Annotated in this window: 9 protein-coding genes and 1 pseudogene; 5 read left to right on the top strand and 5 right to left on the bottom strand. The window is 42.5% G+C overall.

All coding sequences use genetic code 11. The annotated features are described in order from the left end of the window. The first annotated feature begins 45 nt into the window (after nucleotides 1-45). Nucleotides 46-2040, top strand: coding sequence for a fructose-bisphosphatase class III (locus C234_RS0109900; RefSeq protein ID WP_027325628.1), 1995 nt, complete (start codon nucleotides 46-48; stop codon nucleotides 2038-2040). On the opposite strand, the gene C234_RS0109905 is transcribed toward C234_RS0109900, so the two are convergent. The 5 genes from C234_RS0109905 to C234_RS16315 form a co-directional block, all read right to left on the bottom strand. Further along, nucleotides 2024-3175: an LA_2272 family surface repeat-containing protein gene (locus tag C234_RS0109905; RefSeq protein ID WP_027325629.1), complete on the bottom strand. Its 1152-nt coding sequence runs from the start codon at nucleotides 3173-3175 to the stop codon at nucleotides 2024-2026. The two genes, C234_RS0109900 and C234_RS0109905, sit on opposite strands and share 17 nt — an antisense overlap. 46 nt (nucleotides 3176-3221) lie before the next feature. Beyond that, nucleotides 3222-4880 (bottom strand): AMP-binding protein, encoded by a 1659-nt coding sequence (locus C234_RS0109910; RefSeq protein WP_027325630.1) that lies wholly within the window; start codon nucleotides 4878-4880, stop codon nucleotides 3222-3224. A 108-nt stretch (nucleotides 4881-4988) separates the two neighbouring features. Next, on the bottom strand, nucleotides 4989-6059 hold the full coding sequence (locus C234_RS0109915) for a GDP-L-fucose synthase family protein (RefSeq protein ID WP_027325631.1): 1071 nt from the start codon (nucleotides 6057-6059) through the stop codon (nucleotides 4989-4991). A 6-nt stretch (nucleotides 6060-6065) separates the two neighbouring features. Then, entirely contained in the window at nucleotides 6066-7136 is a 1071-nt protein-coding gene (gmd, locus tag C234_RS0109920) for a GDP-mannose 4,6-dehydratase (RefSeq protein WP_027325632.1), read from the bottom strand. A gap of 80 nt (nucleotides 7137-7216) precedes the next feature. After that, nucleotides 7217-8443, bottom strand: coding sequence for a dicarboxylate/amino acid:cation symporter (locus C234_RS16315; RefSeq protein ID WP_051290239.1), 1227 nt, complete (start codon nucleotides 8441-8443; stop codon nucleotides 7217-7219). Nucleotides 8444-8578: 135 nt separating this feature from the next. Between C234_RS16315 and gnd the strand changes: the two genes are divergently transcribed. The 4 genes and pseudogenes from gnd to C234_RS18050 all read left to right on the top strand — a co-directional run. Beyond that, nucleotides 8579-10054, top strand: a complete 1476-nt coding sequence (gene gnd, locus C234_RS0109930; RefSeq protein WP_027325633.1) for a decarboxylating NADP(+)-dependent phosphogluconate dehydrogenase — start codon at nucleotides 8579-8581, stop codon at nucleotides 10052-10054. A gap of 168 nt (nucleotides 10055-10222) precedes the next feature. Then, entirely contained in the window at nucleotides 10223-11719 is a 1497-nt protein-coding gene (gene zwf / locus C234_RS0109935) for a glucose-6-phosphate dehydrogenase (protein WP_027325634.1), read from the top strand. Next, the gene (pgl, locus tag C234_RS0109940) at nucleotides 11716-12465 is read left to right on the top strand and encodes a 6-phosphogluconolactonase (RefSeq protein ID WP_027325635.1); all 750 of its coding nucleotides are present in this window, start codon (nucleotides 11716-11718) and stop codon (nucleotides 12463-12465) included. The genes zwf and pgl overlap by 4 nt, the downstream gene beginning before the upstream one ends. 185 nt (nucleotides 12466-12650) lie before the next feature. After that, nucleotides 12651-12822 (top strand): annotated as a pseudogene (locus C234_RS18050) (IS982 family transposase); the annotation flags it as partial.

Below are 12822 nucleotides of genomic sequence, written 5' to 3' on the forward strand. Positions count from 1 at the left end.
AATTCTTATATCATAAATTAACATACTATAAAACCCTAACAACTTATGACTGCCCAAAGTAATATAACATCTGAAAGTATTGAAAGCGATCTTCGCTATTTGCAGCTATTGTCCCGGAGTTTTCCTACAATAGCCGATGCAAGTACGGAAATTATCAATCTGGAAGCGATTTTAAATTTACCAAAGGGTACTGAACACTTCCTGACTGATATACATGGTGAATATGAAGCTTTTCAGCATGTGCTGAAAAACGCTTCCGGATCAGTGAAAAGAAAAGTCAACGAGATTTTCGGCAATACATTGAGAGAAGCCGAGAAGAAAGAGCTTTGCACGTTGATTTATTATCCGGAAGAGAAGATTCAACTGGTGAAAGCCGGAGAAAAGGATTTGGACGACTGGTATTTGATCACGTTGAACCAGTTGGTAAAAGTTTGTCAGAACGTATCTTCCAAATATACCCGCTCTAAAGTTCGTAAGTCTTTACCCCCCGAATTCTCTTACATTATTCAGGAGTTGCTGCACGAGTCATCGGTCGAGCCGAATAAGCACGCATATATCGATGTGATAATAAAGACGATAATTTCAACCAGGCGGGCGGATAATTTTATCATTGCGATGTGCAACTTGATTCAGCGGCTGACGATTGATTCGTTGCATATTGTAGGAGACATTTATGACCGTGGCCCGGGGGCGCACATTATTATGGACACTTTGTGCAATTATCATAATTTCGACATTCAATGGGGAAATCATGATATTCTTTGGATGGGAGCCGCATCGGGGAATGACAGTTGTATTGCGAATGTAATTCGTATTTCTATGCGTTACGGCAATTTGTCTACGCTTGAAGACGGATATGGTATCAACTTGCTTCCGTTGGCCACATTCGCCATGGATACTTACGCCGATGATCCATGTACGGTATTTACTCCTAAAATGAGTTTTGCCGATGCATCTTACAATGAAAAGACAGTACGCCTGATTACTCAGATGCATAAAGCTATCGCCATTATCCAGTTTAAACTGGAGGCTGCTATTATCGATCGTCGTCCTGAGTTCGGCATGGAAAATAGAAAATTGCTGCACAAAATAGATTTTGAAAAAGGGGTTCTCGTGTACGAAGGAAAGGAATATCCGTTGCAGGATACAAATTTTCCGACAATAGACCCTGCCGACCCCTATCGGCTGACTGAAGAAGAACAAGAATTAATGGACAAAATTCACTCTTCGTTTATGAATAGCGAAAAGCTGAAAAAGCATATGCGCTGTTTGTTCACTTACGGAGGAATGTATCTGTTGTGCAATTCGAATTTGCTTTATCATGCCTCTGTCCCCATGAACGAAGACGGAAGTTTCAGGCATGTAAAAATACGCGGTAAAAAATATTGGGGGCGTAAATTGTTGGAAAAATCAGACCAACTGATTCGCATCGCTTATTTTGATGAAGAGAGTGAAGAGGACAAAGCTTATGCCATGGACTTTATCTGGTATATGTGGTGTGGTCCTGACGCTCCGTTGTTCGATAAAAATAAAATGGCGACTTTTGAACGCTATTTTATTGCCGATAAAGAGTTGCATAAGGAAAAGAAAGGACATTATTACACATTACGCAATCAGGAAGAAATTTGTAATAAGATCTTAGAAGAGTTCGGCGCTTCGGGACCTCATTCTCATATCATCAATGGACACGTGCCTGTAAAGACTATCAAAGGTGAACAACCGATAAAAGCCAATGGTAAGCTTTTTGTAATCGATGGGGGATTCTCGAGAGCCTATCAGCCGGAAACAGGAATCGCCGGCTATACGCTTGTATATCATTCTCACGGTTTGCAACTAGTGCAGCACGAGCCATTCCAATCAAGACAGAAGGCTATAGAGGAAGGCCTCGACATTAAGTCTATCAGCTTCGTGCTTGAGCTAAACTCTCAGCGCATGATGGTGAAAGATACTGATAAGGGGAAAGAGCTGATAATGCAAATCCAGGATTTGAAAAAGTTGCTCGTTGCTTACCGTACAGGATTGATTAAAGAGAAAATATAAGTCCTCCTTCTATAATCGGTCTTTTGTCATAATTGCCGGAACGATTATAGTAGCGTGTAAGACCATACCCACCGGTGCCGAATAATCCGAATTTTTCCGTGAGCTGATACTCCAGATTGACGCGTGCCTGCAAAGCATACAGACGTCGGGGTATCAGTTCGTCTTTGTTGTCGAAAGCTTCGATGTGCTCATAACCTAAGTCACTGCTGACGGAAAGTTTTTTATAGAGTGGAAGAGCCAATCCCGCCCGATAGGAAGCGGTAGCCGAAAACTTATCGTTCAGATGTCTGCGTTGGGTTCCCAATCCGATAATCGTATAGAATAGTTGATTCTTGAAACGGACTCCTATATTGGCAATCGTAGTGTTTCCTCCATAGAGCATCATTTGGATTTTGGTATCGGGATTTGCATTTACCAAACCTATTTGAAAACCTTTCATCTCCTCTTTGTAGTAGTTTAAAATGCCGATTTGCAGACCATGTACTTTAGTAGCATAATTGCATAACCCGATTTGTACTCCGTTCATTGCATTGCCTGCTATATTTCCTATGCCGCCTATTTGCGCCCCGTTGACGCTTTTGCCGTTTACATTTAGAAAGCCGGATGCCATTAAACCGTTCATATTTTCACCTGTAATGTTTGCCAATCCCGAAAGTTGAATGCCGGAAGTTCTTTCTCCGCTCACATTTATTCCCCCACTGATTGCCAATCCCGCAACACGATCTCCCCCGATATTGATAAGTCCTGATAAAACAACTCCTGTAACGTCCTGCCCGGTAATATTTACCAGACCGCTTGCGGAAACTCCGGTCATTTTTCTTCCGTTGATATTGGTGATTCCGGAAAACTGAATACCTTTCATATCATTGGCTATTATATTTGCTATGCCCGAAAGCTGTACACCTCTGACATCTGTCTGAACAACGCTTCCCAAAATGTTTATTCCCATCCCTTTAAGCCGGTTCATATTTGTAAGAACACCGAGGTTCAGATAGCTGGTTTGCGTACTGTCCACAGGCTGAGTACTGATGTCTTTCCACAGAGAAAGATTGATTCCGGCGCTTTTATTCTGAGCCGATAAACAAGCGGCAGCCATTAGAATAGCTGCCGTACATATTGTTTTACTTACCTTCATCTTAGTTATATTTAATACATTTAACGGTATTTCCCAAGCATAAAATTTATCCTTTTGCTTCTTGGTATAGATACCGCTTAATACTCTTTTTCGGGGTCTTTTCAAACTCTTCGGGATATATCTTCATTTTAGATATCTGACTGTATGCCGGTAATATTTCGTTCAGCGCCAAACGGTTTTCTTCCATTACCCGTTCGATATCGCTGTTTCGCAGACCGTGTGCAAAGGCTTCATCGAAGTCGGGATAAACAAGTCCTACCAATTTTTCGTTCTGCTGTACGATGATGCTTTCAGCTACGTATGGTAAGTTGTTCAATTTATCTTCTATCTCTTCCGGATAAATATTTTGTCCGCTGGCACTAAGCAGCATGTTTTTACTCCGACCTTTGATTGTGACGTTTCCTTCGGCATCAATCAATCCCAAATCGCCGGTATGAAGCCAACCGTCTTTGTCAATTACTTGCTGGGTGGCTTCTTCGTTTTTGTAATACCCTACCATCATGTTCGGACCCTTGCAAATGATTTCTCCCACAATATTTTCAGGATCGGGCGAAAGTACCTTTACTTCCATACGAGGAGCCGATTTTCCGCAAGAACCTCGTTTGAATCTTGTCCAATCTTCATAGCAAATAATCGGACCGCACTCTGTCATTCCGTATCCTACCGTATAAGGAAAGTCGATCATCTTCAGCAATTGCTCCACTTCTTGGTTGAAAGCAGCTCCGCCTACAATTACTTGTACGAAATTTCCGCCGAAACCCTTGATCATCTCGTTACGTACGGTTGCTTTTATCTTGTCGTTAATGAAAGGAACTTTCAAGAGCAATTTCATCGTAGGAGTCTCTAATTTAGGCAGTACGTTTTTCTTGATAATTTTCTCGATAATCAACGGCACGGCTACAATGAGTTTCGGCTTGATTTCCGCAAAAGCCTGGAAAATAATTTTTGGGCTGGGCATGCGTGTCAAGAAGTAAATCTGGCATCCGGCGGAAAACTCATATAGGAATTCAAAAGCCAAACCGTACATATGAGCCATTGGCAGCATGGATACGATTTTGTCTCCTGCTTCTAACGAAAGCACCTCAAAAGCAAATTTAGTGTTCGACCATAGGCTTCGATAAGGAAGCATGACTCCTTTGGAGTAACTTGTAGTACCTGAGGTATAGTTGATTACTGCAAGCTCCTCAGGCTGATCTTTATGGTAATCAATATGTTCTTTGCGGAAATTTTTCGGATATTTTTTTCCGAACATTTCATTCAGATGTTCACGCGCATGCGTGAGACGTTCGGTACGGGAAACCAATACGCTGAAATCTGTCATCAACAGAATTCCTTCAAGCAAAGGCATAGCGGACTCGTTGAGGTTTTCCCAAATCATATCTCCTACAAATAGCAATTTGGCTTCGGAGTGATTGACTATATTATGTACATTATCGGCTTTGAATTCGTGGAGAATGGGAACAATAACCGCACCGTATGTCAGTGTTGCCAGAAAGGTTACTCCCCAATGGGAACTGTTTCGTCCGCAAACGGCTATTTTATCTCCCTTGCGGATACCGCTTTCTTCAAATATAATGTGGAGTTTTTCAATTTTGCGGGCTACATCTTTATACTGTAGGGTGGCGCCTTTATAGTCTGTCAAGGCATCTAAATCCCAATGGTTCTTAATACTGTTTTCTACGTAAGCTATAAAACTTTGTTCCATTGTTTTGCACATTCTGTTTTAAACTGTGCAAAGATAGTATTATTAAATTAATAATGAAAAAATATAGAATTAAAATGAATTTGATTCCGAATATTCTTTCGTAAGTTGTTACTGCAAATACCATTCGTATATTTTCCGGACACCTTCTTCTATTTCGATTTGATGATGCCAACCTAATGCATGAAGTTTAGACGGGTCGGTAAGTTTGCGCATCGTTCCGTCGGGTTTGCTCCTATCGAAGGTTATTAACCCTTTATATCCCACAGTTGTAGCAATTTGTTCCGCTAATTCCCGTATGCTGATTTCTTTTCCGGTTCCGATGTTGATATGACAGTTTCGAATTTCTTTTTCATTTTCGTTGTACGTATCTTTAAAATCGACATGCTCCATTACGAACACGCTGGCGTCCGCCATTTCCTCACTCCATAGAAACTCCCGAAGGGGAGTACCCGTACCCCATAAAGTTACTTCAGTTTTACTAATGCCGTATTTGTTTAAAACAGCATATATTTTCTCCTGAGAACTTTCTCCATCGACCCCTTCTATCGGTCGTTTGCTTAAATCTTTGCGTATAGCTTCCCAATTCCCTTCTTTCAGGCAGTGCGCCAAATGTATTTTTCGAATCATGGCGGGAAGCACATGGCTGCGCTCAAGGTCGAAATTATCATTGGGACCATATAGATTGGTCGGCATTACAGCGATGTAGTTTGTGCCATATTGCAGGTTAAAGCTCTCGCACATTTTAAGTCCTGCTATTTTAGCAATTGCGTATGGCTCGTTTGTATATTCCAGTGAAGAAGTGAGAAGCGCATTTTCTTTCATGGGTTGCTCGGCATCGCGTGGGTAAATACAGGTACTTCCCAAGAAGAGTAATTTTTTTACATGATGTCGGAAACTTTCGCCTATAACGTTCTGCTGAATTTGTAGATTTTTGAAGATAAAATCGGCCCGATAGGTACTGTTTGCCATAATTCCCCCTACAAAAGCTGCCGCAAGGAAAACGTATTCCGGGCGTTCTTTATCGAAAAAACGACGTACAGCTACTGCATCCAGTAAATCCAACTCTCTATGGTTGCGTCCTATTAAATTGGTATATCCTTTTTCATGAAGGTTTTTCCAAATAGCGGAACCTACAAGTCCCAGATGTCCCGCTACATATATTTTTGCGTCTTTTTCCATGATTGATTAATGTTTACCGGCAATCATGCGTTTCACCTTTTCCATATCGTGTCTGACCATCACTTTAACCAAATCTTCAAATGAGGTTTTTCGGGGGTTCCATCCTAATACTGTCTTTGCCTTTGTAGGATCTCCCAACAATTGTTCCACTTCTGCCGGACGGAAGTATTTCGGGTCTACCTCGACCAATGCTTTTCCTGTAGCCACATCAAATCCTTTTTCATCGACACCTTTACCTTCCCAACGGATTTCGATTCCGGCCTCTTTGAAAGCCAATGTGGCAAACTCGCGTACAGTATGCATTTCTCCGGTGGCAATTACAAAATCTTCGGGAGTATGGTGCTGAAGCATCAGCCACATACATTCGATGTAATCTTTTGCATATCCCCAGTCGCGAAGGGCATCCAGATTTCCCAAATATAATTTATCCTGTTCACCTTGGGCTATTCGGGCTACCGCCAATGTTATTTTGCGGGTTACGAAAGTCTCTCCGCGGCGTTCGCTCTCGTGATTGAATAAAATACCGTTTACCGCGAACATGCCGTAACTTTCTCTGTAATTTTTAGTAATCCAGAACCCATACTGTTTGGCTACGCCGTATGGGCTGCGCGGATAAAAAGGAGTCGTTTCTTTTTGAGGAACTTCTTGCACCTTGCCGAATAATTCGGAAGTGGAAGCCTGATAAATGCGGGTTTTCTTTTCCAGTCCCAATATCCGTACGGCTTCAAGCATACGCAGTGTGCCGATTGCGTCGGTTTCGGCAGTATATTCAGGAACGTCAAAAGACACTTTTACATGACTTTGCGCTGCTAAATTGTATATCTCGTCCGGTTGAATTTGTTGGATAATACGTATCAACGAACTGGAATCTGTCATGTCGCCATAATGAAGATTAATGGTACGTTTTTGTTTCATGTCACGCACCCATTCGTCGAAATATAAATGCTCAATCCGGCCTGTATTGAAAGAGGAAGAACGGCGGAGAATTCCGTGAACCTCATAGCCTTTTTGCAAAAGAAATTCAGCAAGAAAAGAACCGTCTTGACCTGTGATACCTGAAATAAGAGCTTTTTTCATACGCTAATTATTTTGTTTGAGTATTTGTTGCAAATGTCGCTAATTGCTGTTAGATACGCAAGATTCTTTATGTTTATTTCTTAAGAGAATTCCTTTGGAGAATGTTTTTTCAAGACTTCTGGTGAGAAGTTGTTTACTGTAGCAAACTGCTTTTTCCCCATTACTCTGTCGATAATCAGAGCGATGGCTCCGTCGCCTGTTACATTGCAAGCTGTTCCGAAACTATCCATGGCAATATAAAGCGCAATCATTAATGCCTGTGCCGATTCGTCGAACCCCAACATCGATTGCAGGATTCCCAACGCTGCCATGATGGCTCCTCCAGGAACTCCCGGTGCGGCCACCATTGTTATGCCCAACATAAATATGAAGCCCGCAAACATGGGAAAGTTGAACGGCATTCCTTGCATCATCATCAGCGCAAGTGCGCAGGCAACAATTTTAAGGGTGCTCCCCGAAAGATGTATTGTGGCACAAAGTGGTATTACGAAACCTGCGATATCGGCAGATACTCCGTTCTTTTTTGTTTGCTCTAAAGTGACGGGAATGGTGGCGGCCGAAGATTGAGTACCTAACGCTGTGAAATAGGCAGGCATCATTCGACATAAAAGCCGGAACGGATTCTTATGTACAAAAAGAGATGCAATGACATATTGCAAAATCAGCAAAAAAATATGTAGAATGAAAATGACACCTATGATTTTGATGAAAACCATCAAAATGGAAAAAACCTGTCCGGAATGTGTCATATTCAGAAAGATACCGAATATGTAGAGTGGAAGCAACGGAAGAATGACTGCGCTTATCATACGAATAATTATTTCCTGGAAATCACGCGCTACGTTTTTCAATGCTTCTGTATTTAATGAGGCGAGTCCCAAACCTAATGTGAAAGCGAAAATAAGCGCTGTCATCACATTCATCAACGGAGGAATGGAGACAGAAAAATATGGCAGTACTCCTTGCGCTTCACTCACTTCTTCCAAAGGAACATCAGTCTGAATGAGAGAAGGAAATATAGTAGCACCTGTAAAATACGACAAGAAACCCGAGAACAAGGTTGCTCCATAAGCTATCAGAGCTGTAAAAAGTAACATTTTTCCTGCTCCTTTTCCGATATCGGCTATCGCAACGGTAACCAGCCCGAGAATAATAAGCGGGATGGAAAAATTCAGATATTCGCTGAAAATACCGTTGAATGTAACGAAAAGTCGTACTAGCGAAGCCGGGAAAATAGTGCCTACGGCGATGCCCAGTATAATTGCAATGATGATACGCGGCAATAAACCTATTTTAAGTTTTCTCATTGGGTTGTTTTTGTTTGATTTAAGGTTTGATAAAACGCAAAAATAATATTTTAATCTGTAAAATCTACGAACATTTGTTCGTTTTCATCTGTTATCCACATAATAATTCAATAAAATGTCGTAAATCAAAGAAATATGGAAAATCGTTATAAATCGGATATCGGATTGATTGGCTTGGCTGTGATGGGGGAGAATCTGGCCTTGAATATGGAAAGCAAGGGATGGAGAGTGTCTGTATACAATCGTACATTACCCGGAGTGGAGGAGGGCGTGGTTGAACGTTTCGTTAACGGACGCGGTAAGGATAAAAATTTTAAAGGATTCACTGAAATGAAAGCTTTTGTTGAATCCATCGCCACTCCGCGTAAAATTATGATGATGGTTCGTGCAGGGAAACCTGTCGACGAACTGATGGAGCAGCTTTTCCCGCTGCTTTCTCCCGGAGATATATTGATTGATGGTGGGAACTCCAATTATGAAGATACGAACCGACGTGTTGCGTTGGCCGAGTCGAAAGGTTTTCTGTTTGTCGGCAGTGGTGTATCTGGTGGTGAAGAAGGAGCATTGAACGGTGCTTCTATTATGCCCGGAGGGTCAGCGAAAGCCTGGCCGGAGATTAAGTCTGTCTTGCAAAGTATTGCAGCGAAAGCGGACGATGGTTCTCCTTGTTGTCAATGGGTAGGCCCTGAAGGAGCAGGACATTTCGTGAAAATGATTCATAATGGTATTGAATATGGCGACATGCAACTAATAGCCGAGGCATATTGGGTAATGAAAAACCTGACGGATATGAGCAATGATGAAATGGCAGATGTGTTCACTCGTTGGAATGAAGGAAAACTCCGAAGCTATCTGATTGAGATTACAGGAAATATCCTGCGGCATAAAGATATCGACGGAGATTATCTGATTGATAAGATCCTGGATGCCGCGGGACAAAAAGGAACCGGCAAATGGTCGGTCATCAATGCCATGGAACTGGGTATGCCATTAGGGTTAATTGCCACGGCTGTGTTTGAACGCAGCCTCTCGGCGCAAAAGGAATTACGTAATCGGGCAGCCCGTCATTTTGAAAAAACGAATCAAAAAGAGAATTACACGGAATCGGATTTGGTAAAGAAGATTTTTTCTGCACTTTATGCTTCCAAACTGGTTTCCTATGCGCAGGGATTCGCTGTTTTGCAACAAGCCTCCGATACTTTCGGATGGAATCTTGACTTGGCGTCGATTGCCCGTATGTGGCGTGGCGGGTGTATCATCCGAAGCGTTTTTCTGAACGATATCGCATCTGCTTTTGAAGCTGACGACAAACCTGCACATCTGTTATTGGCACCTTACTTCTCACAAGAAATAAGAAGTCTGCTTCCCGAATGGAAAGCACTTGTCACCGAAGCGATGACTGAGGAGTTGCCCGTTCCCGCATTCTCTTCGGCTTTAAATTACTTCTATTCGCTGACCTCTGCCGATCTTCCTGCCAATATGGTGCAGGCCCAACGCGATTATTTCGGCGCTCATACCTTTGAACGTAAAGATACTCCCCGAGGAGATTTCTTTCATGAGAATTGGACCGGACATGGAGGCGATACAAAGTCGGGAACGTATAACGTATAATAAAAAAGAGATCGCTTCAACCCGGTACGCTTCATATATCAGGAGTGTGCCGTATGGATCGATTCGTCTTTATAATCTTGAATATTCATCTTTTATCGATATCAGAGAGAATGGTTGCCGCTTAGAAAGAAAGATGAGTTGAAAGAAAACATTGAAAAAATAGAAACTATGGATAAATTTGCAATGATTATTTTCGGTGCTTCCGGAGACCTGACAAAGCGTAAACTGATGCCGGCGCTTTATTCTCTTTATCGGGATAAGCGTCTCACCGGTGCTTTCTCTATATTGGGTATTGCCCGTACAGCATACTCCGATGAAGAATTCCGCTCTTATATATTGAAAGAATTACAGCATTTCGTCAAAGCTGAAGATCGGGACGAGGAGATTATGAATTCCTTTGTGTCTCATCTCTATTATCTTCCGATGGATCCCGCAAAACCCGATGGGTATGCTACGCTTCGCGAAAGACTGGAGAAACTGACTCATGACGAACAGCCTGACAATCTTTTATATTATTTGGCCACACCGCCATCGCTTTATGGATTAGTGCCTTTGCATCTGAAAGAAGCCGGGTTGAATACTTCAGGGTCGCGGATTATTATAGAGAAACCATTCGGTTATGATCTGGAATCGGCGCGTGAACTGAATCGTATTTACACCTCTGTTTTCGAAGAACGCCAGATTTATCGTATCGATCATTTTCTGGGCAAAGAGACTGCGCAGAATTTACTTGCTTTCCGTTTTGCGAATGGAATATTCGAACCGTTATGGAATCGGAACTACATCGACTACGTGGAAGTGACTGCCGTAGAGAATCTGGGAATTGAAGACAGGGGAGGTTTTTATGAGACAACAGGCGCTTTGCGTGACATGGTTCAAAATCATCTTATTCAGCTTGTGGCTCTTACGGCGATGGAACCGCCGGCAATCTTTAATGCCGATAATTTCCGTAATGAGGTTGTGAAGGTATATGACTCGTTAATGCCGCTCGATGATGTCGATTTAAACGAACATATTGTCCGTGGACAGTATACGGCTTCAGGAGATAAAAAAGGATATCGTGAAGAGAAGGGCGTCGCCCCGGAATCCCGTACAGAAACATATATTGCGATGAAGTTGGGTATCAGCAATTGGCGCTGGAGCGGTGTGCCTTTTTATATCCGGACAGGAAAGCAAATGCCGACAAAGGTTACGGAGATTGTGGTTCATTTCCGTGAAACACCTCACCAGATGTTTCGTTGTGCAGACGGCAATTGCCCTCGTGCCAACAAGCTTATTTTGCGCCTTCAGCCCAATGAAGGGATTGTGCTGAAAATTGGTATGAAAGTTCCCGGCGCTGGGTTTGAAGTTCGTCAGGTAACGATGGATTTCAGCTACGACCAATTGGGAGGAGTGCCGAGCGGCGATGCTTATGCTCGTTTAATTGATGATTGTATACAAGGCGATCCGACTTTGTTTACACGCAGCGATGCGGTGGAGGCTTCATGGAAATTCTTCGACCCGATACTTAAGTATTGGAATCAAAATCACGACGCTCCGCTTTATGGATACCCTGCAGGAACATGGGGACCTCTCGAGAGTGAAGCCATGATGCACGAACATGGTGCAGAATGGACTAATCCGTGTAAGAATCTCACTAATACCGATCAATATTGCGAACTATGAAACTGTTTGTTTACTCTTCGCCGTTAGAAACGGCTCGTGCGTTAATAAAACATTTGCTCGGATTGATAGACGAACAGCCTGACAAGATATTCAATATCGCAGTAAGTGGTGGAAGCACTCCTGCCCGAATGTTCGAATTATGGGCCAATGAATATGCGAATGTTACTTCATGGGAGCGCATAAGAATTTATTGGGTGGACGAACGTTGCGTCCCTCCCGAAAGTGTGGACAGCAATTACGGAATGACACGAAAGCTCTTATTAAGTGTTGTTCCGGTTTCATCCGATCATGTTTTTCGTATTCGTGGAGAAAAGAACCCGGAAGAAGAAGCCGAACGCTATTCAGAACTGGTGAGTGGACAAGTGCCTTCCCAGAATGGTTGGCCGGAATTTGATGTGGTGCTTTTGGGAGCGGGCGATGACGGACACACTTCTTCCATTTTCCCGGGACAAGAAAATTTATTGTTTTCCGATTCTGTGTATGCGGTCAGCGTGCATCCCTCTACCGGCCAGCAACGTATTGCATTGACCGGATATCCGATAATGAATGCACGCCACGTTATTTTTCTTATCAATGGGGAAGGAAAGGCTGAGGTCGTGAAAGACATGTGTAAATCTGCTGATGCAGGACCCGCAGCTTATATAGCTCACCATGCGAAGAATCACATGGCTTTATTTGTCGATGCGGTAGCAGCGGCATATATTTGCTCCTCAGAAAGTTGCAACAACGAAGAAAAATCGAGTTGATTGCAATCCAACCTGTTTTCAAACTGTTGTCTTCCGGCAAAATCTCCGGATACCGAACAATGAAGCAAGCAAACATAACTTAACGTGAGTTCGACGAATTGTAAGTGCTTATAAATTTGGTGATTAGCGAAATTTGTTGTAACTTTATAGTACTAAAAAACAAAGGATTACAAACAAAAATCGCTATGATCACCGAAGACAAAGTTATTGAAATATTTTGTATGGCAGACGATTTCTGCAAGTTTTTTGATGCCATGATGGCAAAATATACTATAAGGCTGGTTCACAAGAGAAAGTATCATCGTTCCTCCACTATGTCCAAAGCAGAAGTTATGCTGATAATGATTCTCTTTCACG

The sequence above is a fragment of the Bacteroides pyogenes DSM 20611 = JCM 6294 genome (assembly GCF_000428105.1).
Classification (GTDB): Bacteria; Bacteroidota; Bacteroidia; order Bacteroidales; family Bacteroidaceae; genus Bacteroides; species Bacteroides pyogenes.